Annotated in this window: 26 protein-coding genes; 16 read left to right on the plus strand and 10 right to left on the minus strand. The window is 68.6% G+C overall.

Annotated elements, in window-relative coordinates; genetic code table 11:
* Positions 1 to 43: 43 nt before the first annotated feature.
* The gene (locus ACFXHA_RS03010; RefSeq protein WP_379352332.1) at positions 44 to 811 is read left to right on the plus strand and encodes a TSUP family transporter; all 768 of its coding nucleotides are present in this window, start codon (positions 44 to 46) and stop codon (positions 809 to 811) included.
* A 6-nt stretch (positions 812 to 817) separates the two neighbouring features.
* Here ACFXHA_RS03010 and ACFXHA_RS03015 read toward each other — a convergent pair whose 3' ends face one another.
* Positions 818 to 1660 (minus strand): TetR/AcrR family transcriptional regulator, encoded by an 843-nt coding sequence (locus ACFXHA_RS03015; RefSeq protein WP_379352333.1) that lies wholly within the window; start codon positions 1658 to 1660, stop codon positions 818 to 820.
* Between the two features lie 187 nt (positions 1661 to 1847).
* Here ACFXHA_RS03015 and ACFXHA_RS03020 point away from each other — a divergent pair, with 187 nt between their 5' ends.
* Together ACFXHA_RS03020 and ACFXHA_RS03025 are read left to right on the plus strand one after the other, a co-directional pair.
* Positions 1848 to 3374 carry a TldD/PmbA family protein gene (locus tag ACFXHA_RS03020; RefSeq protein WP_379352334.1) on the plus strand — a complete coding sequence of 509 codons (1527 nt, stop codon included), beginning with the start codon at positions 1848 to 1850 and terminating at the stop codon, positions 3372 to 3374.
* A gap of 39 nt (positions 3375 to 3413) precedes the next feature.
* A complete protein-coding gene (locus ACFXHA_RS03025) occupies positions 3414 to 4811 on the plus strand; it encodes a metallopeptidase TldD-related protein (protein ID WP_379353430.1) in 1398 nt (465 codons plus the stop codon).
* Positions 4812 to 4832: 21 nt separating this feature from the next.
* On the opposite strand, the gene ACFXHA_RS03030 is transcribed toward ACFXHA_RS03025, so the two are convergent.
* Positions 4833 to 5441 carry a GNAT family N-acetyltransferase gene (locus ACFXHA_RS03030; RefSeq protein ID WP_379352335.1) on the minus strand — a complete coding sequence of 203 codons (609 nt, stop codon included), beginning with the start codon at positions 5439 to 5441 and terminating at the stop codon, positions 4833 to 4835.
* Positions 5442 to 5639: 198 nt separating this feature from the next.
* On the opposite strand from ACFXHA_RS03030, the gene ACFXHA_RS03035 reads away from it, so the two are divergent.
* Together ACFXHA_RS03035 and ACFXHA_RS03040 are read left to right on the plus strand one after the other, a co-directional pair.
* Positions 5640 to 6236, plus strand: coding sequence for a dihydrofolate reductase family protein (locus ACFXHA_RS03035; protein ID WP_379352336.1), 597 nt, complete (start codon positions 5640 to 5642; stop codon positions 6234 to 6236).
* An 86-nt stretch (positions 6237 to 6322) separates the two neighbouring features.
* Positions 6323 to 7288 (plus strand): S1C family serine protease, encoded by a 966-nt coding sequence (locus tag ACFXHA_RS03040; RefSeq protein ID WP_379352337.1) that lies wholly within the window; start codon positions 6323 to 6325, stop codon positions 7286 to 7288.
* Between the two features lie 33 nt (positions 7289 to 7321).
* On the opposite strand, the gene ACFXHA_RS03045 is transcribed toward ACFXHA_RS03040, so the two are convergent.
* Positions 7322 to 7591: a helix-turn-helix transcriptional regulator gene (locus ACFXHA_RS03045; RefSeq protein WP_379352338.1), complete on the minus strand. Its 270-nt coding sequence runs from the start codon at positions 7589 to 7591 to the stop codon at positions 7322 to 7324.
* A 78-nt stretch (positions 7592 to 7669) separates the two neighbouring features.
* On the opposite strand from ACFXHA_RS03045, the gene map reads away from it, so the two are divergent.
* The 3 genes from map (at position 7670) to ACFXHA_RS03060 (ending at position 10214) form a co-directional block, all read left to right on the plus strand.
* Positions 7670 to 8437 (plus strand): type I methionyl aminopeptidase, encoded by a 768-nt coding sequence (map, locus tag ACFXHA_RS03050; RefSeq protein ID WP_379352339.1) that lies wholly within the window; start codon positions 7670 to 7672, stop codon positions 8435 to 8437.
* 271 nt (positions 8438 to 8708) lie between these two features.
* Positions 8709 to 9407, plus strand: a complete 699-nt coding sequence (locus ACFXHA_RS03055; protein ID WP_379352340.1) for a hypothetical protein — start codon at positions 8709 to 8711, stop codon at positions 9405 to 9407.
* Between the two features lie 144 nt (positions 9408 to 9551).
* Complete coding sequence (locus tag ACFXHA_RS03060) at positions 9552 to 10214, plus strand: TetR/AcrR family transcriptional regulator (RefSeq protein WP_379352341.1); 663 nt, start codon at positions 9552 to 9554, stop codon at positions 10212 to 10214.
* A gap of 6 nt (positions 10215 to 10220) precedes the next feature.
* Here ACFXHA_RS03060 and ACFXHA_RS03065 read toward each other — a convergent pair whose 3' ends face one another.
* Positions 10221 to 10826 (minus strand): glyoxalase, encoded by a 606-nt coding sequence (locus ACFXHA_RS03065; RefSeq protein ID WP_379352342.1) that lies wholly within the window; start codon positions 10824 to 10826, stop codon positions 10221 to 10223.
* 113 nt (positions 10827 to 10939) lie between these two features.
* On the opposite strand from ACFXHA_RS03065, the gene ACFXHA_RS03070 reads away from it, so the two are divergent.
* The gene (locus ACFXHA_RS03070; RefSeq protein WP_379352343.1) at positions 10940 to 11320 is read left to right on the plus strand and encodes a PPOX class F420-dependent oxidoreductase; all 381 of its coding nucleotides are present in this window, start codon (positions 10940 to 10942) and stop codon (positions 11318 to 11320) included.
* Positions 11321 to 11408: 88 nt separating this feature from the next.
* Here ACFXHA_RS03070 and ACFXHA_RS03075 read toward each other — a convergent pair whose 3' ends face one another.
* Both ACFXHA_RS03075 and cobN read right to left on the minus strand, forming a co-directional pair.
* Entirely contained in the window at positions 11409 to 11948 is a 540-nt protein-coding gene (locus ACFXHA_RS03075) for a hypothetical protein (RefSeq protein WP_379352344.1), read from the minus strand.
* Positions 11949 to 12287: 339 nt separating this feature from the next.
* Positions 12288 to 15923 (minus strand): cobaltochelatase subunit CobN, encoded by a 3636-nt coding sequence (cobN, locus tag ACFXHA_RS03080; protein WP_379352345.1) that lies wholly within the window; start codon positions 15921 to 15923, stop codon positions 12288 to 12290.
* Positions 15924 to 16244: 321 nt separating this feature from the next.
* Between cobN and ACFXHA_RS03085 the strand changes: the two genes are divergently transcribed.
* The 3 genes from ACFXHA_RS03085 to ACFXHA_RS03095 all read left to right on the plus strand — a co-directional run bounded on the left by ACFXHA_RS03085 (position 16245) and on the right by ACFXHA_RS03095 (position 18972).
* Positions 16245 to 16475 (plus strand): hypothetical protein, encoded by a 231-nt coding sequence (locus tag ACFXHA_RS03085; protein ID WP_379352346.1) that lies wholly within the window; start codon positions 16245 to 16247, stop codon positions 16473 to 16475.
* Between the two features lie 253 nt (positions 16476 to 16728).
* On the plus strand, positions 16729 to 17928 hold the full coding sequence (cobG, locus tag ACFXHA_RS03090) for a precorrin-3B synthase (RefSeq protein WP_379352347.1): 1200 nt from the start codon (positions 16729 to 16731) through the stop codon (positions 17926 to 17928).
* A 492-nt stretch (positions 17929 to 18420) separates the two neighbouring features.
* Entirely contained in the window at positions 18421 to 18972 is a 552-nt protein-coding gene (locus tag ACFXHA_RS03095) for a hypothetical protein (RefSeq protein ID WP_379352348.1), read from the plus strand.
* Here ACFXHA_RS03095 and ddaH read toward each other — a convergent pair.
* A complete protein-coding gene (gene ddaH, locus ACFXHA_RS03100) occupies positions 18941 to 19813 on the minus strand; it encodes a dimethylargininase (protein WP_379352349.1) in 873 nt (290 codons plus the stop codon). The two genes, ACFXHA_RS03095 and ddaH, sit on opposite strands and share 32 nt — an antisense overlap.
* 156 nt (positions 19814 to 19969) lie before the next feature.
* Between ddaH and ACFXHA_RS03105 the strand changes: the two genes are divergently transcribed.
* The 4 genes from ACFXHA_RS03105 to ACFXHA_RS03120 all read left to right on the plus strand — a co-directional run bounded on the left by ACFXHA_RS03105 (position 19970) and on the right by ACFXHA_RS03120 (position 23561).
* Positions 19970 to 20407, plus strand: coding sequence for an Lrp/AsnC family transcriptional regulator (locus tag ACFXHA_RS03105; RefSeq protein WP_379352350.1), 438 nt, complete (start codon positions 19970 to 19972; stop codon positions 20405 to 20407).
* Positions 20408 to 20632: 225 nt separating this feature from the next.
* The gene (locus ACFXHA_RS03110) at positions 20633 to 21268 is read left to right on the plus strand and encodes a precorrin-8X methylmutase (RefSeq protein ID WP_379352351.1); all 636 of its coding nucleotides are present in this window, start codon (positions 20633 to 20635) and stop codon (positions 21266 to 21268) included.
* The gene (gene cobJ, locus ACFXHA_RS03115) at positions 21265 to 22980 is read left to right on the plus strand and encodes a precorrin-3B C(17)-methyltransferase (protein ID WP_379352352.1); all 1716 of its coding nucleotides are present in this window, start codon (positions 21265 to 21267) and stop codon (positions 22978 to 22980) included. The genes ACFXHA_RS03110 and cobJ overlap by 4 nt, the downstream gene beginning before the upstream one ends.
* 32 nt (positions 22981 to 23012) lie before the next feature.
* Positions 23013 to 23561 carry a PadR family transcriptional regulator gene (locus ACFXHA_RS03120; protein WP_379352353.1) on the plus strand — a complete coding sequence of 183 codons (549 nt, stop codon included), beginning with the start codon at positions 23013 to 23015 and terminating at the stop codon, positions 23559 to 23561.
* Positions 23562 to 23577: 16 nt separating this feature from the next.
* Here the strand turns inward: ACFXHA_RS03120 and ACFXHA_RS03125 are convergent, their stop codons facing one another.
* The 3 genes from ACFXHA_RS03125 to ACFXHA_RS03135 form a co-directional block, all read right to left on the minus strand.
* The gene (locus tag ACFXHA_RS03125; protein WP_379353432.1) at positions 23578 to 24309 is read right to left on the minus strand and encodes a cobalt-precorrin-6A reductase; all 732 of its coding nucleotides are present in this window, start codon (positions 24307 to 24309) and stop codon (positions 23578 to 23580) included.
* Positions 24306 to 24881 carry a hypothetical protein gene (locus ACFXHA_RS03130; RefSeq protein WP_379352354.1) on the minus strand — a complete coding sequence of 192 codons (576 nt, stop codon included), beginning with the start codon at positions 24879 to 24881 and terminating at the stop codon, positions 24306 to 24308. Before ACFXHA_RS03130 ends, ACFXHA_RS03125 begins: the two co-directional genes overlap by 4 nt.
* A gap of 203 nt (positions 24882 to 25084) precedes the next feature.
* Positions 25085 to 25870 carry a GNAT family N-acetyltransferase gene (locus ACFXHA_RS03135; RefSeq protein ID WP_379352355.1) on the minus strand — a complete coding sequence of 262 codons (786 nt, stop codon included), beginning with the start codon at positions 25868 to 25870 and terminating at the stop codon, positions 25085 to 25087.
* Positions 25871 to 25917: the final 47 nt, after the last annotated feature.

Genomic DNA, 25917 nt, shown 5'->3' on the forward strand with positions numbered 1-25917 from the left:
GGGCGGTTTGATCTTGTGTGGTCGGCTCTGGTTGGGTCGGCCAATGAGCCTTGCGGACTGGGCGGTCCTACTGACCGCGGCGACGGCGGCCGGATGGGTCGATGCGGTGGTCGGCGGGGGCGGGCTGATCGTGTTGCCGACCCTGTTCGTGGTGCTGCCGGGGCTGGCCCCGCAGACGGCCTTGGGCACCAACAAGATTGCCGCGTTCTCCGGCACCAGTGCCGCGGTGATCACCTTCGCGCGCAAGGTGCCGATGCGCTGGAAGGTGTTGCTGCCCGGCGCGGTGCTGGCCGCGATCGCGGCGGCCTGCGGTTCGGCGGCGGTCGCGCTGATCGACAAGAAGTACTTCGTGCCCATCGTGATGGTGGTGCTGATCGGTGTCGCGATCTTCGTCACGCTGCGCCCGTCGGTCGGCGTCACCATGGCCACGCATCCCCCGACCCGGCGCAAGACGATCCTGGTGGTGGCGTTGGCGGCCGGGCTGATCGGCCTCTACGACGGCATCCTCGGTCCCGGCACCGGCACGTTTCTGATCATCACCTTCGCCACCCTGCTCGGCACCGAGTTCGTGCGCGCCGCCGCGATGGCGAAGGTGATCAACTGCGGTTCCAACCTGGGCTCGCTGATCTTCCTGGCGAGCACCGGCCACGTGCTGTGGGCGCTGGGCCTGTCCATGGCGGTCGCGAATGTGGCGGGCTCCGTGGCCGGTTCACGCATGGCCCTCGCCAAGGGTGCTGGTTTCGTCCGAATCGTCCTGCTGATCGTCGTCACCGTCATGGTCATCCGGCTCGGCTGGCAGCAGTTCGCCTGATCCGGATCAGACGCGCGCGTCGTCGGGTTGGCGGTGGCCGCCGGGGAGGGAACGGGGGGCGCCGCCGTCGAAGGTGGAGCGCTGCAGCGACTCCGGGGTGAGGCGGTGGATGGTCGCGATGGGGCGGAAGGCTTCCGGGTCCGCCTGGTAGGTCTCCGGCCCCGGATGTAGCGGGCCGTCGGCGAGCAGCGCGCCCTGCTCGCCGGGCAGTTCGCGCGGGGCGGGGGCGGGCTGGGAGAGCCAGGGGGCCAGCACCTTCGAGGTGGTCTCCTGGATTTTCCGTTGCAGCGCTTCACCGTCTTCGAGGCCGGGACGCTGGAACAGCACCGTGAGCGCACCCGAGACCGCGCCGACGACCGCACCGACGAGGGCGGCCGCGCCGACATCGTCGAGTTCCTCGGGGAACGCGCCGCGCAACTGCCGGGCGATCTCCTGCTGGGAGGCGAGCTGCGCGTAGGCGGCGCGACCGGACACCGCGGGCACGGTGCGCGAAACCTGTGCGCGCAGCACAGCGATCCGGGCGGCGAGGGTGTCGCCGAGATGATCGCCGGGATTGTCGCCGGCCGCGCGCAGGGCGCGCAGCAGCACCTCGACGGGACGTTCCCCGGGGCGGCGGGTGGCGATGGCGCGCACGGCGGCCTGCACACGTTCGTCCGGCTCGGGGAACAGTAGTTCCTCTTTGCTGGCGAAGTAGTTGAAGAACGTCCGGGTGCCGACTTCGGCGGCGGCCGCGATATCGGCGACGGTGGTCGCCTCGTACCCTCGGCTCTCGAACTGTTCTACGGCGGCTTCGAGCAGGGCTCGACGGGTGCGTTCCCGTTTACGATCGCGCAGTGCGGATGGCGGCACGCGGGCAGACAGTACGGCATCCGGTCAGCAAAACGTGGCAGGTACTGGAGTTGTGCGCGGCGTTTCATGGTGTGCTACATCGCAGTTCGCGCATTGTTGCAGCGTATGCAGGTTTGCGCGGCGTGAATTTCATTCGGGCTGCGTGGTTTGTTGAACCTCCGGCGTGTCGGCCTCTAGGTTGGATCGGGTGAGCATCGCTACCAAGGTTGTGGACGAAGCGTTCCGCGCGCTGCCGCTGTCCGCGCTCGCCGACGCCGCGCTGGGCGCGGCCCGCGCCGCCGGGGCCGAGTACGCGGACCTGCGCGTGCACCGACTTGTGCAGCAGTCCATCCGATTGCGTGACGGCCGCGTCGAATCGGTGTCCGACAGCATCGATCTCGGCTTCGCGGTGCGCGTGATCGTCGACGGCACCTGGGGTTTCGCCTCGCACGCCGACCTGACCGTCGACACCGCCGCCGAGGTGGCGCGGCGCGCGGTCACCGTGGCGCGGACCCTGCGCGGACTCAACCGTGAACGCGTCGAGTTGGCCCCGGAGCCGCGCTACGACGGCGCGGAATACGTCTCCGCCTACGACATCGACCCCTTCGCCGTGCCGACCCCGGAGAAAGTGGCGCTGCTGCTGGACTATTCGGAGCGTTTGAAGGCCGCCGACGGCGTCGATCACGTGACGGCGTCGGTGCTGCAGGTCAAGGAGCAGACCTTCTACGCCGACAGCTTCGGCTCCCGCATCACCCAGCAGCGCGTCCGCCTGCACCCGGAGATCGAGGCCATCACCGTCGACCCGTCGGCGGGCGTCTTCGAGACCATGCGCACCCTCGCCGCCCCGGCCGGACGCGGCTGGGAATACGTGAGCGGCGCCGACGGAACCTGGGACTGGGCAGGCGAACTCGCGCGGATGCCCGAATGGCTGGCCGAGAAGGTGAAGGCCCCCACCGTGGCGGCCGGACCCACCGACCTGGTCATCGACCCCAGCAATCTGTGGCTGACCATCCACGAGTCCATCGGCCACGCCACCGAATACGACCGGGCGATCGGCTACGAATCCGCGTACGCGGGCACTTCTTTCGCCACCCCCGACCTGCTCGGCACACTGAAGTACGGCACCCCGATCATGCATGTGACCGGCGACCGCACCCAGGAGCACGGCCTGGCCAGCGTCGGCTGGGACGACGAGGGCGTGGCCGGGCAGCGCTGGGATCTGGTGCGCGACGGCGTCCTCGTCGGCTATCAACTCGACCGCGTCTTCGCGCCGCGCCTGGGTCTGGAACGCTCCAACGGCTGCTCGTATGCCGACTCCGCGCACCACGTGCCGATCCAGCGCATGGCGAATGTGTCGCTGCAACCCGATCCCGAACGCGACACCAGCACCGCCGAACTGATCTCCCGCGTCGAGAACGGCATCTACATCGTCGGCGACAAGTCGTGGTCGATCGATATGCAGCGCTACAACTTCCAGTTCACCGGCCAGCGCTTCTTCCGCATCCGCAACGGCGAACTGGCCGGACAGCTGCGCGATGTCGCCTACCAGGCCACCACCACCGACTTCTGGGGATCCATGGAAGCCGTCGGCGGCCCCTCGACCTGGGTGCTCGGTGGCGCGTTCAACTGCGGCAAGGCGCAACCCGGTCAGGTGGCGGCGGTCTCGCACGGCTGCCCGTCGGTGCTGGTGCGCGGCATCAATATTCTCAATACCCGCGCCGAGGCCGGGCAGTAGGAAAGGACCGACCGTGAGTAAGGAGCCGGCACAGTGAGTGTGCTCCCCGCCCCCGACGTCGTCGAACGCGCGCTGCGGTCCTCGCGCGCCGACGAGGCCATGGTGATCGTCACCGACGCGCACGAGGCCTCGCTGCGCTGGGCCGGAAATTCCATGACCACCAACGGTTCCTCGGTCGCGCGCGACTGGGTGGTGGTCTCGATCTTCCGCGACGGCCCCAACTCCGCGCGCGTCGGCAGCGTCAGCTCCACCAGCGTGGACCCCGCCGACATCGAGGCCGTGGTGCGCGCCAGCGAACAGGCCGCCCGCGACGCCGAACCCGCCCGCGACGCCATGCCGCTGCTGGATCCCGACGCCGTCGACGCCGACACCCTCGACAAACTCCTGGAGTGGGAGGGCGACCCGGCGACCACCGATATCGGCGTGTTCACCACCCTCGCACAGGATCTCGCCACCGGTTTCGACGGCACCGACCGCCTCTACGGTTTCGCCCACCACCAGGTGCACTCCACCTGGCTGGGCACCTCCACGGGGCTGCGACGGCGCTGGGTGCAGCCCACCGGTTCGGTCGAGATCAACGGAAAACGCGGCACCGGCGCGGAATTGGCCAGCGCCTGGGTCGGCACCGGCACCACCGATTTCGCCGACGTCGACACTCCCAGCCTGCTCGCGGAGCTGTCGCGTCGCCTGGATTGGAGCAAGCGCCGCGTCGAGCTGCCCGCGGGCCGTTACGAGACGCTGCTGCCGCCCTCCGCGGTCGCCGACCTGATGATCTACATGACCTGGACGATGGAGGGCCGCGGCGCACACGAGGGCCACACGGCGTTCTCCCGCGCGGGCGGCACCCGAATCGGGGAGCGGCTCACCGGGATTCCGCTCACCCTCTACTCCGACCCGAGCGCGGCGGGCCTCGAGTACCGCCCGTTCGTGGCGACCGGATCGTCCTCGGAATCGCTGTCGGTGTTCGACAACGGTTTGACCGCGGTGCGCACCGACTGGGTCCGCGAGGGCGTCATCGACTCGCTGGTCTATCCGCGTGCCACGGCCGCCGAATTCGATGCTCCCGCCACCCTTCCCGGCGAGAACCTGCTCATGACCGGCGGCACCGACGCGAGCCTCGCGGACATGATCGCGAATACCGAACGCGGTCTGCTGCTGACCTGCCTGTGGTACATCCGTGAGGTCGACCCGGCCACACTGCTGCTCACCGGCCTCACCCGCGACGGCGTCTACCTGGTCGAGAACGGCGAAGTCACCGGGGCGGTCAACAACTTCCGCTTCAACGAGAGCCCCTTGGATCTGCTGCGCCGCGTCAGCGAGGCGGGCCGCACCGAGATCACGCTGCCGCGCGAGTGGAAGGACTGGTTCACCCGCACCGCCATGCCGCCCTTGCGGATTCCCGACTTCCACATGTCCTCGGTCAGCCAGGCCACCTGATCGCGCCCGGCCGCGCGCGGCTCATTCCGCGCGCGGTCGGTGCATGAACCAGTTGGGTACTCCGAGCACCTCGGCCTCCTCGAGCACGGTGAAGCCGAAGCGCTCGTAGAACTTCACGTTCTCGCGCTTGTCGGTTTCCAGGTACGCCGCTTCGCGCCGATCGTCCACGCGGGCACAGAAATCCGCCAGCATCAGGCTGCCGATGCCCTGCCCCTGCAATCCGGCGTCCACGGCCACCGGACCCAGATGCCAGTGCGGTTCGGCGGGATCGCGTCGCGCCCACTCGTTGCTCCAACCCACCACTCGCCCGGTGGTCCCGGGTGGGGTACCCAGTAGCACCGTCGGCAGGATGCGCGCCTTCTCCCCCGGCGTCGGATGGCAGCGGCCCGGCGGGGCCATCCCGCACACACCCACCACCCGGCCCTCGCGTAGCGCTCCCGCGACGGTTCCGCGCCCCGCCACCCCGTAGACCGCCGCGCGGAAGAATCGGGTCAACGCCTGCTCGCGGCGTTCCGGGTTCGGGCCGAAGGCCGCCACATTGATGGGGTTGTCACGCATTCCGCGCGCGAGCACGTCGGCCGCCGCACGCCGCTGCGATCGCGCCAGGTCCCGTACTTCGCTATCACTCATCGCCGTGTCTCTCGCCGTGTTCTCGAGTCAGCGTCTCCATCATCCCCCGCGCGCCGGTTTCGGGGTCGAAACCGCTCCGCGCCATGGTTTCCCGACAACTTCGCGCGCCGAGTACGAAGATTCGGTGGTATCGGCTCCGACCACACAGCAGAGACGGCAGCCACGCCGCTTCGTTCCCTCTCTTGAAGGAGTACGGCCATGAGCAAGGTAGTCACCGGCGCGAACATGTCCCTCGACGGATTCATCGCCGGCCCCGGCGAAACCGGCTTCGAGCATCTGTTCGCCTGGTATCAGGGCGGCGATGTCGCCATCCCCAGCACCCATCCCGAGATCCCGTTCACCCTCACCGCCGACGACGCCGCCTATCTGCGCGCCTGGCTCGATCAGGTCGGCGTCTACATCGTCGGCAAGCGCCTGTTCACCCTCACCGATGGCTGGGGTGGCATCCATCCGGCCGACAAGCCGATCGTGGTGGTCACCCACACCGTGCCCGAGCAGTGGATCGCCGAGCATCCCGACGCCCCGTTCACCTTCGTCACCGGCGGTGTGAAGGAGGCCGTCGATGTCGCGCGCGGTATCGCGGGCGGGAAGATGGTCGGCGTCAGCGGCGGCGATATCGCCCGGCAATGCCTGGATCAGGGCCTGCTGGACGAGATCTGGGTCGATCTGGTGCCGGTGCTGCTCGGCGGCGGCGTCCCCCTGCTGGGTGAGCTGGCGAACGCACCCGTCCTGTTGGAGGATCCGGAGATCACCGCGGGCTCCCGCGTCACCCACCTCAAGTACCGCCTGCGCTGAACCTGGTTGCGCTGTCGGCGAACCGGTTGTCGTGCGGCCTGTACGCGCGCATCCTGGAGCCATAGCAACGTAATCATGTAATCGGGATGGTGGTCGTCGTGGACGACGAAGCTGCGCAGCCCGGCTTCGGGACACCCGACGCCGACGCACTGGACTCCTACTCGCGCACCGTGATCGCGGTCGCCAAAACGGTCACCCCGCATGTGGCCAGCGTGCAGACCCGTCGCGGCGGCGGCTCGGCCGTGGTGTTCACCGACGACGGTTTCCTGCTCACCAACGCGCACGTGGTGGGCGAATCCTCGAGCGGGACCGTGGTGTTCGCCGACGGGCTGGAATCGAAATTCGATGTGGTGGGCGTGGATCCGCTCTCGGATCTGGCCGTGCTGCGGGCCCGCGGCGGCGCGCCACCGGCGGTCGAACTCGGCGATGCCGACCGCCTGGTGGTGGGCCAGCTGGTGGTCGCGGTCGGCTCCCCGCTCGGACTGGCCGGATCGGTGACGGCCGGGGTGGTGAGCGCGCTGGGCCGATCGGTGCCGGTGGGCAATCGCCGTGCCGCCCGCATGGTCGAGAACGTGATCCAGACCGACGCCGCCCTCAACCCCGGCAATTCCGGTGGAGCACTGGCGGATTCAGCCGGCCGGGTGGTGGGGATCAATACCGCGGTCGCCGGCATCGGGCTGGGTCTGGCCATCCCGATCAATGACACCACGCGGCGCATCATCAGCACCCTGCTCACCGAGGGCCGCGTGCGCCGTGCCTATCTGGGGGTGGTCGGGGTGCCCGCGCCGCTACCGACGGCGGTGGCCGCCCGCACCGGTCAGGACGCGGGACTGCGCATCGTCGAGGTGGTACGCGGGGGTCCGGCCGAGCGGGCGGGATTGCGGCGCGGGGATCTGGTGCTCAGCATTTCCGCCACCGAGATCCGTGACGCGCAGGGCATTCAGCGGCAGTTGTTCGCCGACGCCATCGGCCGCTCACTACCGGTGACGGTGCTGCGCAACGGCGCGATGGTGGATGTGATCGCGGTGCCGATCGAGCTCACGGTCGACTGAACCGAGCACGCGGCACACCGGACCTGCCGCGCCTCACGATGCCGAGCGATGCTCCGCGGCGCTGGGCTGCCAGATGTCGGCGAGCTCGTCGAGGGGGATGTCGAGGGCTCGGCTGAGCGCCACCACGGTCCCGAAGGCGGGCGTCGGCAGCCGACCGGATTCGATCTTGCGCAGGGTCTCGGGCGAAATACCCGCGGCGGCAGCCACTTCCAGCAGATCGCGCTGCCCGCGGGCGGCACGCAACGCGGAACCCAGGCGGCGGCCCGCCTCGAGCTGAGCGGGCGTGAGGGGCAGTCGGACCATGACCGCCACCCTACGGTTGGTATTTAAATACCGCAACCCGCTATGGTCGGTATAAAAATACCAATCCAGGAGGTTGTCATGGTCGAGCTCAAGAGCCCGGCGGAAATCCAGCGCATGGCGGTGACCGGGCGTTTCGTCGCCGAGGTGCTGAGCGAACTGCGCACGAAGGCCCAGATCGGGGTGAACCTCCTCGAACTGGAGGCCGTGGTGCGTGAACGCATCCGCGAGCGCGGCGCGGTCTCCTGCTACTGGGACTACTCCCCTTCCTTCGGGCGCGGCCCGTTCCGCAACACCGTCTGCCTGTCGGTCAATGACGCCGTGCTGCACGGACTTCCGTTCGACTACGCCCTGCGCGACGGCGACGTGCTGACCATGGACCTGGCCGTGAGCATCGACGGCTGGGTCGCCGATTCGGCCGTCACCGTCATCGTCGGCACCCCCGATCCCGAGGACACGCGTCTGGTCCGCGCCACCGAGGACGCCCTCGCGGCGGCCATCGCCGTGGCTCGGCCCGGCAACACCATCGGCGATCTCTCGGCTGCCATCGCGGCGGTGGCCGAGGCGGGCGGGTACCCGATCAATACCGAGTTCGGCGGCCACGGCCTGGGCCGGACCATGCACGAGGACCCGCACATCCCCAATCAGGGCCGTGCCGGGCGCGGTTTCTGGTTGCGTCCGGGTCTGACCATCGCCATCGAGCCCTGGTTCGCCCGCGGCACCGACCGCATCGTCACCGATCCGGACGGCTGGACCCTGCGTGCGGCCGACGGTTCGCGCACGGCCCATTCCGAGCACACCGTCGCCATCACCGACACCGAGCCGCTGGTGCTGACCCGCGCCTCCTGACGCGTTCGCAGTTCTCCCGGAACCGAGTACTGCCCTCGGTTCCGGCTCTCGAGCGCGTCTTCGCGCCGGTTTCTCGTCATCGATCCCCTCGGTGAGCGGCCGCTTAGCAATGTGGGCTTGACCACACCGCTGTGATCCAGCTAACGTCTCGCCGCGAACTAAGCGCCCGCTTAGTTTACCTGTGACCGGGACCACGTCCACTCCGACGGAATCCCGACCGGCTCTGCTGTCCACCTGGTCCGGCCAGGTGCCTGCTCGTGAAGGAACGCTGATGAAGATCGCCGCCACCTCCGCCCTGCTGATCGGCTCCGCCGTGCTCGGCTGCGGTACCGCCCACGCCGCCCCCGCCGACGCCGCGCCCGTGCACTTCACCGCGGGCGCGACCCAGGACGGCACCGCGGTGATCCACACCGACGCGGGCTCGATGCGCGTCGACAACGGTGTCTTCAAGATCGAGGGCGCCGACGGCAGCCTGCTCGCCGGGACCCAGTTGTCGTTCCGCGTGGACGATTTCGTCTTCCCGATCACCGCGGACATCGCCGACCACACCGCCACCCTGACCCCGCAGTTCGACGTCGCGCACGCGGTCTACCAGCCGGTGGCCCAGGCCGTCGCCCTCGACGACGGTTCGCAGCGCGAGGCCCTGGCCTGGCAGAAACTGACCAGCACCATCCTCACCGGCGGCGCGCTGGGCACCGCGACCGGCGCGGTCGGCGGCGCGGCCATCGGTTGCCTGGCGGGCGGCATCATCGCCGGCGGCGGTGCGACCCTGGCCACCGGCATCATCGGCGGCATCTTCTCGTTCCTGCCCGCGGCCGCGGTCGGCTGCCTCGCGGGTGCGGCGGCCATGTCCGCGCTCGGCACCGTCGGTGGCGCGCTACTGGTGACCATCCCCGTCGCGATCGGCGCGGCGATCCAGTACTACTCCACGATCAACGCCCCGCTGCCCCCGGCCAAGCCCGCCAACTGACCCCCGACCCGCGCCGGATCCCCCGCGCCAACAGCGGATCCGGCGCTCCTCGCACCGGCCGGGCGTCCCTCGCGCCCGGCCGGTGGCCGGACCGGATACACAGCCGGTGACCGGATGAAATACTCACTGGGAGATACTCATTCGATGGGTAACGACGACGTAGCGCCGAACGCCGAAAGCGGCAGCCGCGACACCGCCTCGGTGGCGCATCTCGAGCTGTCCCAGCGCCGCTTTCCCGAAGGCCAGCGCCGGATCTTCCTCGCCGCCATCGACGCCTTCTCCGAGCGCGGCTTCCACGCCACCACCACGCGCGATATCGCCGCCCGCGCCGGGCTCAGCCCCGCCGGGCTGTATGTGCACTTCGGTTCCAAAGAGGAAGTGCTCTACCGCATTTCGCTGTCGTCGATGCGCCTGACCCACCAGGTGGCCACCGCCGCGGCGGCCGGTTCGGGCAGCGCCGCCGAGCATCTGACCGCCGTGGTCCGTGATCTGACCGTGTGGCACGCCGAGCACGCCGCCTCGGTGAAGGTCGTGCTGCACCACCTCACCGACCTCACCGCCGAGCACCGCAACGAGGTCATCGAACTCCAGATCGCCATCCACCGCCTGGTCCGCGACCTGGTCGCCCAGGGCGTCGCCGACGGTGTCTTCGACGTCCCGGACTCCCACGCCATCACCCTCGCCCTGATGTCGCTGTGCGTGGACACCTCGCGCTGGTACCAGCCCGACTACCGCCGCACCCCCGACCAGATCGGCGCGGACTACGCCGTCCTCGCCCTCCGGATGGTGGGCGCGAACCCCGCCTGACCCGGGTCAGGCTTCGCCGGAATCGCCTGCCGCAGCGGATAACTCGGCGAGCATAGCCAGGGCGCGAGCTTTGTCTTCGGCGGACGCGTCGGCACCGAACCGCCGCAGACCGGTCTCGAGCGCCCGGACCGCCGCCTTGTCGTCACTCTTCATCACGCTGAGGATGCGGGCGTTGTCGAGCACGCGGGCCAGGCCCTCGAGCTGTTTCGAGCCGCCGTATTCGACATCGGGTTCGTCTCGCTGGATATAGATGATGGTGTTGCCGACCGGGTCGACCACGGTGAAGCGGGTCTGGCCGGGCCGGAATCGCGTGATGCGCGGCGCGCCCTTGTCCGGGATCCGGCCGTAGCGGGCGCGCAGCGCGGTCTTGAACTCGGTGTGCCAGCCCTCGACCTCGTCGACCAGCACCAGGCAGCAGACGTGGGCTTCCTCGGCGGACGGCAGGTCCTTCGGGGTCGGCCCGAAGTGCAACTCGAAGCCGTCGCGTTCGACCACTCCATAGGTATAGGGCCGGGTCATCTCACTGGTGACCTGGTAGCCCAGGGTGCGGTAGAAGTCCAAGGTCTCGGGGAGATTCCCGCCCCAGAGCACCGGAATCGAAACTGCCACCATCGTTCCTCCTCGCCGATCGGGTTCGAAATCCAAGCTAGCGATCGAGAGGGGGTACGCGCCTATGGCTCGGCGCGTGATCCACGTCGCGCCCGCACAGCGACTAGGCTGCGCACGTGGACAACACGTTCGAGCCATTGGGCAAGGCGAACTATGTACAGCTGACCACCTTCAAGAAGGACGGGACGCCGGTCGGGACGCCGGTGTGGGCGGTCCTCGACGGTGCCAAACTCTATGTCTGGACGGTCACCGACAGCTGGAAGGTCAAGCGCATCCGGCGCAATCCGCAAGTCACGGTGCAACCGTGCGATGTCCGAGGCAACACTCGCGGCGAGGTGCTGAAGGGTTCGGCGCAGATCCTCGACGCTCCCGGCAGCGCGCGGGTGCGAGATCTGATCAAGCGCCGCTACGGAATTCAAGGTTGGCTGGTCCTCCTCGGCAGTAAGCTCCGGCGCGGCGACAGCGGCACCATCGGCATCGAAATCACTCCCGCATAACAGTTTTCACGCACGACCCAGCCGCCGAACCGACGGGGACCGGTCCGGCGGCGGTCGTGCCCACTATCGGGTTTGGGACGAATCGGGCCTAGGGCTGATCTCCTGCGATGATCGCACCGAGCAGGCCGCCGACACCGCAGCCGATGATCGCGCCGACCAGGAAGAACCAGATCCCGATCACGATGCCGACGATGCAGCCGATGAGCGCACCGGCCACGATCGACCCGGCATTGGCCACATTCTGCAGCGCCGCGACATCACCGTTGGGTGCGGCGATATCGGCCGGATTCGACGGTCGCACCGTCAGTTCGGTGGCGGCCGCGTTCACCTCCGGGACGACGGTCAGTGTGCGGTCGGCGGCTTGATAGGTGAGCGGTAGCGAGGCGATGACCTCGCCGGAGGGCGCGATGATGTTCACCGCGCCGGGTGCGAGTTCGAAGTGTCCCGCCGTGAGCGTGGTGGTGACCGCGGAGCGGTCGGGGGCCAACGCGACGGAGTAGTCGACACCCCGATCCACCCCGTTGATCCCCGGTTGCGCGACGGCGGGTTCACCGTGTGCGGTCACCGAGGCGATGCACAACGCGGCGACGGAAAGTAAAGCGGTAGCGGCAATCTTGGCAATTCTCATGATTTTTCCCTGCCATCGAAGAGCCGATTCACCGCAGGGTCGAGCAGGCGAATCCCGAGAGATCCGCCCGAACACTGCAACTCGAATTCGCGGACGCGAGGGCACGGCGAATCGGGGAATTCCCACATCGAATTATCGGTCCCGATAACGTCATCGGACGTTCACGGGTGACCCCGCGCCGTAAAAACCTGTGATGGTCTCCCCGAGTACGACGCCGGGACATTCTTATGATGCTCTCAGAATCCTGAACAGGGAAGACCCAGGTGCCGGGGTTGTCCGCCTTTGTCCTGCGCGTCACCCCGACACGCCGCCACCACCCGGTGGACCGGTCGAATTCGATTACTCCAGTTCGCCTTCGGTCTCCAGATACACCTGCCGCAGCCGATCCAGGGTTTCGGCTTCGGGCGCTTCCCAGAGTTTCCGCTCCGCCGCCTCCAGCAAACGCTCCGCAATACCGTGCAGCGCCCACGGATTCGACTGCTCCATGAACTTCCGATTGGTCTCGTCGAAAACATAGGACTCGGCGAGCTTTTCGTACATCCAGTCCGCCACCACATTGGTGGTGGCGTCGTAGCCGAACAAATAGTCCACGGTGGCGGCCATTTCGAACGCGCCCTTGTAGCCGTGCCGGCGCATGGCCTCGAGCCAGCGCGGGTTGATCACGCGCGCCCGGAACACCCGGGTGGTCTCCTCGGAGAGCGTGCGGGTGCGCACCGCGTCCGGGCGGGTGCTGTCACCGATATAGGCCTCGGGGTTCTTGCCGGTGAGCGCGCGCACCGCGGCCACCATGCCGCCGTGGTACTGGAAATAGTCGTCGGAGTCGGCGATGTCGTGTTCGCGGGTGTCGGTGTTCTTGGCCGCCACCGCGATTCGCCGGTAGGCGGTGCGCATATCGTCGGCCGCGGGCGCGCCGTCGAGATCGCGGCCGTAGGCGAAACCACCCCAGGCGGTGTACACCTGGGCCAGATCGTCGTCGGTGCGCCAGCTCTTGGAGTCGATGAGCTGCAGCAGGCCCGCCCCGTAAGTACCCGGCTTGGAGCCGAAAATCCTTGTGGTGGCACGACGTTCGTCACCGTGCTCAGCCAGGTCGGCCTGCGCGTGGGCGCGCACATAGTTGGATTCGGCGGGTTCGTCGAGCTCGGCGACCAAGCGGACGGCGTCATCGAGCAGCGCCAGCACGTGCGGGAAAGCGTCCCGGAAGAAGCCGCTGATGCGCACGGTGACATCGATGCGCGGACGGCCCAACTCGTCGAGACCGATGGCCTCGAGCCGGGTCACGCGGCGACTGGCCTCATCCCACACCGGCCGCACACCCAACAGCGCGAACACCTCGGCGATATCGTCGCCGGAGGTCCGCATGGCCGAGGTGCCCCACACCGACAGACCCACCGAGCGCGGGTACTCGCCGTGGTCGGCCAGATACCGCTCCAGCAGCGAATCCGCCATGGCCTGACCGGTTTCCCAGGCCAGCCGCGACGGCACCGCCTTGGGATCGACGGAGTAGAAATTCCGCCCGGTCGGCAGCACATTGATCAGCCCGCGCAGCGGCGACCCGCTGGGCCCGGCCGGAATGAATCCGCCGTTGAGCGCGTGCAGGATTCGCGCGATCTCGACGCCGGTCTGCCGCAGTCGCGGCACCACCTCGGTGGCCGCGAAGCCCAGCACCCGGCGCACCTCGGTCAGCGGGCCGGCGATGTCGGTGAGTCCGGCGGCCTCGGCGAGTTCCCCGCCGAGCATGGTCTCGGTGACCGCGTCGATGGAGTCGACATCCCAGTCGACCTCCTGCATGGTCAGCACCAGTTCGCGGGCCAGCTTCTCGAAGGCGTCGACCCGCTCGCGCGACTCGTCCCCGGCCTCACTGAGCCCCAGCGCTTCTCGCAGTCCCGGCACATTGACCTCGCCGCCCCACAGCTGCCGGGCACGCAGCATGGCCAGCACCAGATCGACTTCGGCCTCCCCCGCCGGGGCCTGCCCCAGCACGTGCAGGCCGTCGCGGATCTGCACGTCCTTGATCTCGCACAGCCAGCCGTCGACGTGCAGCAGCATGTCGTCGAACACGTCCTCGTCGGGCCGCTCGGCCAGGCCCAGATCGTGGTCCATCTTGGCCGCGCGCATGAGCGTCCAGATCTGCTGGCGGATGGCGGGCAGCTTGGCCGGGTCGAGCGCGGAGATATTGGCGTGCTCGTCGAGCAGCTGCTCCAATCGCGAGATGTCGCCGTAGGTTTCGGCGCGCGCCATCGGCGGGATCAGATGGTCGACCAGGGTGGCGTGGGCGCGGCGCTTGGCCTGGGTGCCCTCGCCCGGATCGTTGACCAGGAACGGGTAGATCAACGGCAGATCACCCAGCGCGGCATCGGTGCCACAGGACGCCGACATGCCGAGCGTCTTGCCCGGCAGCCACTCCAGGTTGCCGTGCTTGCCCAGGTGCACCACCGCGTCGGCGGCGAAGCCCTCGGGTGCGGCCAGCCAGCGGTAGGCGGCCAGATAGTGGTGACTCGGCGGCAGATCCGGGTCGTGGTAGATGGCGACCGGGTTCTCGCCGAACCCGCGCGGCGGCTGCACGATCAGCACCACATTGCCGAAACGCAGTGCGGCGATGACGATTTCGCCTTCAGGATCGGAGGAGCGATCCACGTAGAGCTCGCCCGGGGCCGCGCCCCACGCCTCGGTAACGCCGTCACGCAGATCCTCCGGCAGGGTGTCGAACCACCGCCGGTAGAGGTCCGCGCCGATACGAATCGGGTTGCCCTCCAGCTGTTCGGCGCTCAACCAGTCCGGATCCTGGCCGCCCGCGGCGATCAGCGCGTGGATCAGCGCGTCGCCGTCACCCTGCTCCAGGCCGGGGATCTCCCCCTCCGCGCCGAGATCGTAACCGGCAGCACGCATCTCGGTGAGCAGCCGGATCGCACTGGCAGGAGTATCCAGACCGACCGCGTTGCCGATGCGGGCATGCTTGGTCGGGTACGCCGACAGCATGATCGCGATCTTCTTGCGCTCGACCGGAATATGGCGCAGCCGCGCGTACCGCACCGCGATGCCCGCCACCCGGGCCGCGCGCTCGGCGTCGGGCACATAGGTCGACAGTCCGTCGGCGTCGAACTCCTTGAACGAGAACGGCACCGTGATGATGCGGCCGTCGAATTCCGGCACCGCCACCTGGGTCGCCACATCCAGCGGCGAGAGGCCGTCGTCATTGGCCTCCCACTGCTCGCGGCCACTGGTCAGGCAGAGTCCTTGCAGGATCGGCACATCCAGGTCCGCGAGCGCTCCCACATCCCACGCCTCGTCGTCGCCACCGGCCGAGGCGGTCGCGGGCTTGGTGCCACCGGCGGCCAGCACGGTGACCACCAGCGCGTCGGCGGTACGCAGCGCGGCGAGCAGGTCCGGTTCGGCCGTGCGCAGCGAGGCGCAGTACAGCGGCAGGGCGCGTGCGCCCTTGTCCTCGATCGCCTTGCACAGCCCGTCGATGTAGCCGGTGTTCCCCGCCAGGTGCTGGGCGCGGTAGTAGACGACCGCCACGGTCGGGGCGTCGGCGGCGACCGCCCGCGAATCCCGTTCCAGTTCACCCCAGCTCGGCATCTCCACCGGCGGCTCGAATCCGTGCCCGGTCAGCAGCACCGTGTCGGAGAGGAAGTTGTGTAGCTGCAGCAGGTTTCGCGGCCCGCCCGCGGCCAGGTAGTTGTGCGCGTCGGCGGCCACGCCGCCCGGCACCGTCGAGCACTCCATGAGCTCGGCGTCCGGCGCGATCTCGCCGCCGAGCGCGACCAGCGGAATCCCGCTGGCGCGCACCGTCTCCAGCCCGGTCTCCCAGGCGCGCTTGCCGCCGAGAATGCGCACGATCACCAGCTCGACGCCGTCGAGCAGGCCGGTCAGATCCTCCGGCAGCAGGCGCGCGGGATTGGCGAGCCGATACTCGCCGCCGCTGGCTCGCGCGCTCAGCAGATCGGTATCGGACGTGGACAGCAGCAGAATCACAGGTTTCGGCCTTCCTCGGGTGACGCGCCCAGCACGGTATGGCGCTCATCGGAAGGTCTGACTGTCACAGTGGCGCGACCGCACCGGAATTGCACCGGTTTCTTCCGTTCGACGAGCTCGCCGATGCTATCGCGCCCGCCGCAAGGCCCCCGCAACCCGCCCGGATCACAGTGCGGCAAAGGCTCGTCCGAGAACCTGGGAGACCGACCGGTCCGCCCGTAAGCTGCGGGTATGCCAACCACTCCAGGATGGGTCAGGCGGAACCGCTTTGCTGCCTGGTCGGGATACTTTTGCGCACTGGTTGCCTTCGCAACGCTGGCCATGGCCCTCACGGCCGCCGGCTCCGGTCATACGCAGTGGGCCATGCTCTCCGGCATCATCTGCGCCGCCACCGTCCTCTTCGGCATCACGATCATGACCACCACCATCCACCGCGACCACGTCGAACACCACAATGTCCCCAGCCTCATGAACGACACCTGGGAGGTGTCCCCCGCCTTCGCCCGCCGCCGCGGCGCCCCGAAGTCCATCGAACCCCACCAGGCAGGCTGACCCCCGGCCTGGCCGGAATCACCAACCGCTTCGCGGATTCACCCAACCCATCAGAATTCACCCAACCCACCACAACCTGTGCCGAATAGATTCCGGGGCTCGATGCCCCGGAATCTTTTTGTCTCCCACCATCCCGCGCAATCAATGCATAGATTGCAATATCTCTAGATTTGGATATCGGACACAAGCCATTCCGCTGCACTCACGGCCCGCGCATGCCCGACCTCGGCATCCTCCGTAGGCTGGGGACGTCATGACGCGATCCGATCCCGATTCCTGCCCGGGCGTGCTGCGCCTGCACGAAGCAGCCGACGGTCCCCTCGCCCGCATCCGCGTACCCGGCGGCCGCCTCTCCCCCGAACAGTTGCAGTCCCTCGCCGCCGCGGCGGTCGACCTCGGCGACGGCAACATCGAACTCACCTCGCGCGGAAACGTTCAGCTACGCCAGGTCCGCGACGCCGCCGCGCTCACCGATCGACTCACCGAGGCCGGGCTGCTGCCCAGCGCCACCCACGAGCGGGTCCGCAACATCATCGCGTCTCCCCTCTCGGGCCGGCTCGGCGGCTGGACCGATGTGCATCCCCTGGTCCCCGCCCTGGATGAGGGCCTGCGCGCACATCCACGCCTGGCCGAACTGCCCGGCCGCGTGCTGTTCACCCTCGACGACGGCCGCGGCGACGTCAGCGGCCTCGGCGGCGACATCGGCGTGCACGCCCTGGACGCGAACACCTACGCACTCCTGTTGGCGGGCAAGGATACCGGCGTCCGCGTGCCCGCCGCCGAGGTGGTGGATCTCATGCTCGCCGCCGCCCACGGCTTCCTGGAATTGCGCGACGGCCAGTGGCGGCTGCACGAAATCCCGGACGGCACCACCCGATTGACCGAGCATCTCCTGACCGCTCGCAACGACCTGGACGCGTCCGGCGAACCCCTCGAAGTGGCTCCGCGCCAGGACATTCCGATCGGCTGGCTCACCCAGGATGACGAAAAGGTGGCCCTCGGCGCAGGCGTGCGCCTGGGCTCGCTGCCCGCCCGCACCGCGGAATTCATCGCCGCCGTCGAGCGCCCGGTCTTCCTGACCCCGTGGCGCAGCCTGGTGATCACCGACCTCGACGACTGGACCGCCGAGCAGGTAGTCCGCGTACTCGCCCCCATGGGCCTGATCTTCGACGCCAACTCCCCCTGGCTGCTGGTCAGCGCCTGTGCGGGCATGCCCGGCTGCGCGAAGTCACTGACCGACGTCCGCGCCGACGTCGCCGAGGCGGTCGACACCGGCCGCGTGGTCCCCTCCGGCGCACCGCAATTCGCCCGTGAGGGCCTCGACCCGGCAGAGATCGTCGCGACGGGCCGCCAGCACTGGTCCGGCTGCGACCGCCGCTGCGGCCGCCCCAAGGGGGCGGTCACCGACGTCATCGCCACCACCGACGGCTACCGGGTCATCCCCACCGACTGACCACCCCGACACGGGGGAAGGGGAGGCCACCGCGGTGCACCCTCCACCTCGGGACCACGTCGCGCTACCGCAGACGCATCCCTCGGTTGCCCGCCCCCCGAACCATGCACCCGAACAAAACCAAGATCAGGGTGCAATCAGCGCGGGGAATCGGACAAATTTCCGCAGTGAGTACACCTTGATCTTGGTCGAGTTGGGGCTGCACCGGTGACGGTCCAGGTTGCGGCGATGGACATTCCGGCCAGCGGCTGGAAACCAGATTCCACCGTCGACGGCGACTCCGAGGCACGGGGACATCTCGTCGACGCGCGGCGGTTATCGTGCTGACCGGCTATCCGACCCCGTCCGCACTCATGAGGACGGGCTCGATCAACCCGAGCGCGCGACATTCCGGCGACTGCCGGTGCGCTGACCACCCGACTCGGTGCAGAGTGGGTTTATCCAGCGCGGTGGCCGACATCGCGGTGGCGAGTTCACATCCGGGAGGCGGCCATGACGTTCGCAAAGCTCAGTGATGAGGAGATCGCGGCGATGTCCGATGAGGACCGCCGGGCACTGATCCGCCGCCTGCAACTGCCGCCGGAACGGGTGCTGCCACGTCCGGAGGTGGTCCGGGTGCATCGACGAGTCCGCCTGGCGTTCATGGTCGGCGGCTGTATCGCCTTGATTCCGTGGATGGTCTATCTCGGTCTCACGCTGCCCGACGACTACCATGCGCGCAATTGGTCGCTGGCCTGGATCGGCTTCGACGTCGGCCTGGTCCTGATGATGGCGACCACCGCTTATCTGGGCTGGAAACGTCGAATCGTACTGATCCTCCCGGCCTTCGGCACGGGCCTGCTGCTCCTCGTCGATGCCTGGTTCGACATCGTGACCGCCGAGCCGGGCGATATCTGGGTGTCGACGGGGACCGCCCTGCTCGCCGAGATCCCGCTGGCGCTGCTCCAGATCACCGGCGGGATCCTCCTCCTGCGCTTCCTGATCCTCGCGCATCCGCTGCACGATCCGGCGGTCAGTCCTTTCCGGACCCGACTGCCGTTCTGACCTGGTGCAATTCGAGCGTGCAGCATTTCACGCTGCCGCCGGCTTTCAGCAGCTCCGACAGTTCGATACCGACCGGTTCGTAGCCGCGCTCGCGCAGCTGTCCGGCCAGCGCGGTCGCCTTGTCGGTAAGGAAGACGTGGTAGCCGTCGCTGACCCCGTTGAGGCCCAGCACTTCCGCGTCCGCATCGGTGGCGATGACGGCGTCCGGGTAGAGGCTGGCGAGCAGCCGCGCGCTGGGTCCGCTGAAGGCGGCCGGGTAGTAGGCGATGGTGTCGTCGAGCACCATGAGCGCGGTATCGAGGTGGTAGAAGCGCGGATCGACGAGATCCAGTGAGACGACCGGCATTCCGAAGAACTCGGCCACCTCCTCGTGCGCGCCGCGCGCACTGCGGAACCCGGTGCCCGCCAGGATCCGCTCCCCGGCGATGGCGAAATCGCCTTCGCCCTCATTGGTTTCGCGGGCGGCCAGCACGTCGGCGAAGCCTTGCGCGGCCATCCAGTCGTGATAGGCCGGACCTTCTTGGGCGCGTTCGGAATTGGCGAATCGGGCCGAGAGCGCTCGGTCACCGATGACCAGTCCGCCGTTGGCGGCGAACACCATATCCGGCAGTCCGGCAACGGGTTCGATGACCTCGACCCGGTGGCCGTGCGCCTCGTAGGCGGCGCGCAGGCCGTCCCATTGCGCGAGGGCGAGCGCGCGGTCGACGGGGTCCGCGGTATTCATCCACGGATTGATGGCGTAGGTGACCTCGAAGTGCTCGGGTCGGCACATCAGATAGCGGCGGGGTATCGGCCGACGGGCGGCATCATCGCGGGCGGGCAGGGTGGCTACGGATGTCAACGAGACTCCCTCGGAAGTGGCGCGGACCGGGCTGAACCGAAGGTATGTGGCGTACCGTTGCGCAGGAAATAGCGAATCATTGCGTTGATCATGGACTCAGCGGCGATTCGTTGCGTCAGAGCGGTGCGAGTGCACGATTGCGAAAGGAAACGGCTCGTGGACGATCTCGACCGGCGGATCCTGGCCCACCTGCTCGACCACGCCCGCGCCTCGTTCCAGGAGATCGGCGCGGTGATCGGCCTGTCCGCGCCCGCGGTCAAACGCCGGGTCGACAAGATGGTGGCGGGCGGGCAGATCACCGGATTCACCGCGGTGGTGAATCCGGCCGCGCTGGGCTGGCGCACCGAGGCGTACGTCGAAGTCTTCTACCGCGACAACATCTCTCCGAACGAGCTACGCCGCAGCCTCGAACCCATCCCGCAGGTGGTGGGCGTGTGGACGATCGCCGGGGAAGCCGACGCGTTAGTCCACGTGATGGCCACCGACATGGCCGAGATCGAGGCCACCGTCGAGCGCATCCGCGAGAACGCCCGGGTCGGGCGCACCCGCAGCAACATCGTCATGTCCCGCCTCCTGGAACGTCCCCGCACCTGACCGGACCCCTGAGGCACTTGACCGCAGCCGGACCATGCCCGGCCGCAGCCCCACGATTCCCGGCCGAAGCCCCCACAGTGCCACGCCGCAACCCATGTTCTGGCCAATCGCAGCCCGTGCCATGGCCGATTACAGCCGCTGGCTGTGGCCGACGGCTGCCCCTGCTGTGGCCGGGCGCACTACCCGCCCATGGCCGGTGCGACGGCGAAATCTAAGGTGGGAGCCATGTCCGACGTACGTGCCAGCTACCTCACCGACGGGGCCGAGATCTATCGGCGCTCGTTCGCGACCATTCGGGAGGAGGCCGATCTGGCCCGGTTCCCGGCGGACGTGTCGCAGGTGGTGGTTCGGATGATCCACGCCTGCGGGCAGGTGGATCTGGCCGGGGACGTGGAATTCAGCACGGACGTGGTGGCGAAGGCGCGGGCCGCGATGCGGGCCGGTGCGCCGATCCTGTGCGACGCCAATATGGTGGCGTCGGGTGTCACGCGCAAGCGGTTGCCCGCCGCCAACGAGGTGCTGTGCCTGCTCGGCGATCCGCGGGTGCCGGAGCTGGCGACATCCATCGGCAACACCAGATCCGCTGCGGCGCTGGAACTTTGGCGCGATCGCCTGGAAGGCGCGGTGGTCGCGATCGGCAATGCCCCGACGGCACTGTTCCACCTGCTCGACATGCTGGATGCGGGCGCCCCCCGCCCGGCGGCGATCCTCGGCATCCCGGTCGGCTTCATCGGGGCCGCCGAATCCAAGCAGGCGCTGGCCGAATACGGCGATATCGAGTTCCTGACCGTGCGTGGCCGGCGCGGCGGTAGCGCCATCACCGCCGCCGCCCTCAATGCGATTGCGAGCGAACAAGAATGAGCAAGCTCTGGGGTGTCGGGCTGGGTCCCGGCGATCCGGAACTGGTGACGGTCAAGGCCGCCCGCGTCATCGGCGAGGCCGATGTCATCGCCTTCCACAGTGCCCGGCACGGGCGCAGCATCTCGCGCGCCATCGCCGCCCCGTACATGCGCGCCGACCAGCTCGAAGAGCACCTGGTCTATCCGGTGACCACCGAGACCACCGACCACCCGGGCGGCTACCAAGGCGCGATCGACGAGTTCTACGAGCACGCCGCCGCCGTCCTCGCCGAACATCTCGCGGCGGGCCGCACCGTGGCCCTGCTCGCGGCCGGTGACCCGCTGTTCTACAGCTCGTTCATGCACATGCACCGCCGCCTGGCCGACCGCTTCGACACCGAGATCATCCCCGGCGTCACCTCGGTCAGCGCCGCCTCCGCCGCCCTGGCCACCCCTCTGGTCGAGGACAAGCAGGTCCTCACCATCCTCCCCGGCACCCTCCCCACCGAGGAACTCACCCGCCGCCTGCGCGAAACCGACGCGGCCGCCATCATGAAGCTCGGCCGCACCTACCCCGGTGTCCGCCAAGCCCTTTCCGACTCCGGCCGCCTCGACGACGCCTTCTATGTCGAACGCGCCAGCTCGACTCGCCAGCGGGTACTACGCGCCGCCGACGTCGACGAAGCAAGCGTCCCGTACTTCGCGATCGCCATCGTTCCGGGCCCACAGCCCGCCACGCGAATCCCGTTGACCGAGCAGGGCGCAACCACCACAGCCACCGCGAGCGAACGCAAAGCGCAGACAGCCGCCAGCGAAATCACCCGTGTCGCAGCCACTCCCGGCACTGACGTCGCGGTGGGCACGCAGGCGGCCATGGCCGGTGTCGACGCGGAAACCTCCGCCGTCCCCCGGGTCACTGATGTCGCGCGGGGCGGGGCGGGCATCGCCAGCGCTGCCGGGAGCAAGCCGGTTGCGGCGCAGGCGGAATCCGTCGGCGAGGTCGTGGTGGTGGGCCTGGGCCCCGGCGCCGAGGGCTGGACCACGCCGGAGGTGGCGCGGGCGCTGGCCGAGGCGACCGACATCGTCGGGTACACCACCTATGTGAACCGGGTGCCGGTGCGGGCCGGGCAGCGGCGGCACGCCAGCGACAACAAGGTCGAATCCGAGCGGGCCGGAATGGCTTTGGATATGGCCAAGGCCGGGGCGAAGGTGGTCGTGGTTTCCTCCGGGGATCCCGGGGTATTCGCCATGGCGGCCGCGGTGATCGAGGAGTCGGCGGATCCGCAGTGGCGTGATGTGCCGGTGCGGGTGCTGCCGGGGGTGACCGCGGCGAGCGCGGTGGCCAGCCGGATGGGTGCGCCGCTGGGGCACGATTTCGCCATGATCTCGCTCTCGGATCGGCTCAAGCCGTGGGAGACGGTGGCGCAACGGATTTCGGCGGTGGCGTCGGCGGATATGGCGTTCGCCGTCTACAACCCGGCGTCGTCGCAGCGGCAGTGGCAGGTGGCCGCTATGCGCGAGCTGGTGCTCGAGCATCGCAAGGCGGAGACGCCGGTGGTGATCGGCCGCGATGTGGGCGGGCCGACCGAGTCGGTGCGGGTGGTGACGCTCGGTGAGCTGGATCCGGCCGAGGTGGATATGCGCACGCTGCTGATCGTCGGCGCGTCCACCACCACGGTGTTCGACGCGGCCGGTGGACCCCGGGTGTTCACATCGCGCCGATACGGTGACTAATATTCCACAGTAGAACGTAGCTGGAAGGGGTAGTGGTGCCAGAAGACAAAGCTCGACGGCCGCTCAACTCGACGGCAGCGTCCCTACTCGGGTTCCTACACCGGGGCGAAATGTCCGGGTGGGATCTGGTGGCGCAGGCCCAGGACCGCATCGGCGACTTCTGGACCATCACCCAGAGCCAGGTGTACCGGGAGCTCGCCGCAATGCACCAGCTCGGCCTGGTCGAGAAGGGCGAGTCCGGCGCCCGCGACCGCACCCCCTACCGCATCACCGAGGACGGCCGGGAGGCGTTCGCGGAGTGGATCGCCCGCGACCCGGGCGCGGAAACCATCCGCGTCCCACTGCTGCTGACGCTGTCCTTCGGCGAATTCGTCGACCCGCTCCGCCTCGAACGCATCGTCGCCGCCAATCGCGGCGTCCACGAGCAACGCCTCTCGGGCTACCTCTCCGGCCAGGACGAACAGCGCATGTCCCCATTCGAGCGCGCCACCCTCGACTTCGGCATCCGCTACGAACGAGCGGTCCTGGACTGGTTCGACCGGCTCCCCGAACTCCTGGACCGCACCAGCCGCCTGTCCTGAGACGGTCGGTTACCGGTCAGCGGGAGCGCAGCCAATCCCAGGCCGCCGCAACGGTTTCCACCTGTACCGCGCCGTCCGGTAGCGCGGGCCGATCGATCATCACGACCGGGATGCCAAGCTCACGCGCCGCGGTGAGCTTGGCCTCGGTCAGCGCTCCCCCGCTGTCCTTGGTCACCACGACATCGATCCGCCGTTTCCGCAGCAGCGCGATCTCCTCGGCAACACTGAAAGGCCCACGCGCGAGCAATAATTCGTGCCGCTTCGGCAACGCTCCCTCGGGTGGATCAATAGCCCGGATCAGGAACCAAGCGCCCGAGTCCGCGAACGCCGCCACACCCTGTCGACCGATCGTCAGGAACACGTGATCACCAAGCCCCGCAAGGGCTTCCGCCGCCGCCCCCAAATCAGGCACGCGGACCCAACGATCCCCGTCGCGCTCATGCCACCCCGGCCGCCGCACGTGCAGCACCGGCAATCCCAGACTCGCGGCAGCCACCGCCGCGTTGGCGGTAATCCCCTCGGCGAACGGGTGCGTGGCATCCACCACGGCTTCGATCCGGTTCCCTACCAGCCACTCCCGCAGCCCGTCGACTCCCCCGAATCCCCCCACCCGCACGTCCCCGACCGGCAGGACGGGTTCGCGCACGCGCCCGGCGAGCGAGGAGACGATCTCGAATCCCCGCTCACCGGAAGCGATATCGGCCAGGTCCCGGGCTTCCCGGGTCCCGCCGAGAATCAGCGTTTTCAGTTCTGCCCGCTGAGCATGGCCGAACCCGAATCGATCAGCGGCTGCCCGCCGACGACCAGTAGTCCGATGATCGCGCCCGGAATCGCGCCGATCCCGAACAGGAACGCGCCCAGGATGCCGCCGATGATGCCGCCGATCGCGGCATGCTGCAGCTGCCCGAAGAAGTCGCCCGACGCATCGATGTCCTTGGCCGAGGCCAGCGGCGCCGACACCGAGGTCAGCGTCAACCGGGAGCCGGCGGTATCGATGGCGGCGGTCAGCCCGTACTGCTTGCCCGCGAGCACCCCGTTCAACGGCACCCGCGTCACCACGTCACCGGCCTGGTTCTTCAACAGCACGGTCTGTGCCGCCGAATCCAGGCTGAACTGTCCACCACTCACCTGAGTGACGATAGCGTTCGCATCGTTCACCACCACGCTGTAGTCGACACCCTGCTCACTACCGCGCAGCGTCGAATCCGCCGGCTGCACCGCCGGAGCCGGATCCACCGGAGCCGCATAACCCGTGCCCGCGGCAATCCCGGTAGCCGCCGCAGCGATAAATGCAGTGGCGACAAACTTCGTGTAACTCATGAATCTCCCAATAGCGCTCGAACCGAACCCGACAACATTCGGATTCCAGCAGGTCACCCTACCGTTGACGCAACGATGTTTCAGTCTGAATGACTCACTGGCGCCACCCATTCCATTCCGGCCTCCCACAACAGCGCCCCAACGCCACCTGCCCACCATCGGAATGACCCAATTGCGCACCGGCACGCCGCTTATCACCTGCCTTACCTGCGACATGGGTCGCCACCGCCCGGTCGAGCGTCGAGCTCGCCGCTGGTCATCTGATGCGTGGTCGTGTAGCCCAACCGCAGGTAGAGCCGCCGCGCAGGCTCGTTGGGGTGCCAGTGATGCAACGCGCAGAGCCGGTCACCCGCCGAGATCGAGCGACGCGTCAGTCGGGCACCGACCGCCGCACCGATGCCCCGCCCGCGTGCCGTCGGCAGGGTCGCGATGGAGCCCAACCAGCCCACACCGCCGGCGCGCCTGCAGTACGCCCCGCACCCGACAAGGGCACCCGCGGAGTCACGGACAACGGCCCAGACGTCGATCCCCGGGTCCCCGGGATGCAGCGAGTACGTCGGGTTCGCGAGTGCCAGCAGATCACGAATTTCGTCGTCCGCCAATGTATTCGGCGCTATCTCGACAACGCACTCGTCACCGGGCACGAGGGGCTCGGCCCCCACAGTCCGGGCCCTCACCATTTGATCCCATTGCTCGAGGCAGGTCACACGAAGGCCACTCAGATCCGTGCCCCTCGGAACCGATATTCCTTGCGGCACAGTGGGAATGTCCGCCAAAACATGCCGCAGCAACTCCGATGCGTGCGGCCCGATCACCGTCAGCCAATCGACGAGACCGGGACCCCGATCAGATCCGCCGAAAGCAGCAGTGCCATCAGCTCCCACCCAGGCGGCGACATCCCCGTACGGCTCGACGCTCGACAACAGCAGATGATCCGCGGTCGCTGCCGCCGACAGACCTGCCAGGGATTCCAGACGCCGCACCCACATCGCTTCAGTGTTGCGCCGACCGTCAGCTCGAGCCAGTCATCCCAGCG

It is taken from the genome of Nocardia sp. NPDC059240 (genome assembly GCF_042753865.1).
In the GTDB taxonomy this organism is placed as follows: Bacteria; Actinomycetota; Actinomycetes; order Mycobacteriales; family Mycobacteriaceae; genus Nocardia.

Excerpts from the sequence above, each read along its gene's own strand:
- ACFXHA_RS03010 (WP_379352332.1), top strand. The coding sequence starts at position 44 with ATGAGCCTTGCGGACTGGGCGGTCCTACTGACCGCGGCGACGGCGGCC.
- ACFXHA_RS03030 (WP_379352335.1), bottom strand. The coding sequence starts at position 5,441 with ATGAGTGATAGCGAAGTACGGGACCTGGCGCGATCGCAGCGGCGTGCG.
- ACFXHA_RS03035 (WP_379352336.1), top strand. The coding sequence starts at position 5,640 with ATGAGCAAGGTAGTCACCGGCGCGAACATGTCCCTCGACGGATTCATC.
- ACFXHA_RS03040 (WP_379352337.1), top strand. The coding sequence starts at position 6,323 with ATGGTGGTCGTCGTGGACGACGAAGCTGCGCAGCCCGGCTTCGGGACA.
- ACFXHA_RS03045 (WP_379352338.1), bottom strand. The coding sequence starts at position 7,591 with ATGGTCCGACTGCCCCTCACGCCCGCTCAGCTCGAGGCGGGCCGCCGC.
- map (WP_379352339.1), top strand. The coding sequence starts at position 7,670 with ATGGTCGAGCTCAAGAGCCCGGCGGAAATCCAGCGCATGGCGGTGACC.
- ACFXHA_RS03055 (WP_379352340.1), top strand. The coding sequence starts at position 8,709 with ATGAAGATCGCCGCCACCTCCGCCCTGCTGATCGGCTCCGCCGTGCTC.
- ACFXHA_RS03060 (WP_379352341.1), top strand. The coding sequence starts at position 9,552 with ATGGGTAACGACGACGTAGCGCCGAACGCCGAAAGCGGCAGCCGCGAC.
- ACFXHA_RS03065 (WP_379352342.1), bottom strand. The coding sequence starts at position 10,826 with ATGGTGGCAGTTTCGATTCCGGTGCTCTGGGGCGGGAATCTCCCCGAG.
- ACFXHA_RS03075 (WP_379352344.1), bottom strand. The coding sequence starts at position 11,948 with ATGAGAATTGCCAAGATTGCCGCTACCGCTTTACTTTCCGTCGCCGCG.
- ACFXHA_RS03085 (WP_379352346.1), top strand. The coding sequence starts at position 16,245 with ATGGCCCTCACGGCCGCCGGCTCCGGTCATACGCAGTGGGCCATGCTC.
- cobG (WP_379352347.1), top strand. The coding sequence starts at position 16,729 with ATGACGCGATCCGATCCCGATTCCTGCCCGGGCGTGCTGCGCCTGCAC.
- ACFXHA_RS03095 (WP_379352348.1), top strand. The coding sequence starts at position 18,421 with ATGACGTTCGCAAAGCTCAGTGATGAGGAGATCGCGGCGATGTCCGAT.
- ACFXHA_RS03110 (WP_379352351.1), top strand. The coding sequence starts at position 20,633 with ATGTCCGACGTACGTGCCAGCTACCTCACCGACGGGGCCGAGATCTAT.
- cobJ (WP_379352352.1), top strand. The coding sequence starts at position 21,265 with ATGAGCAAGCTCTGGGGTGTCGGGCTGGGTCCCGGCGATCCGGAACTG.
- ACFXHA_RS03130 (WP_379352354.1), bottom strand. The coding sequence starts at position 24,881 with ATGAGTTACACGAAGTTTGTCGCCACTGCATTTATCGCTGCGGCGGCT.
- ACFXHA_RS03135 (WP_379352355.1), bottom strand. The coding sequence starts at position 25,870 with ATGTGGGTGCGGCGTCTGGAATCCCTGGCAGGTCTGTCGGCGGCAGCG.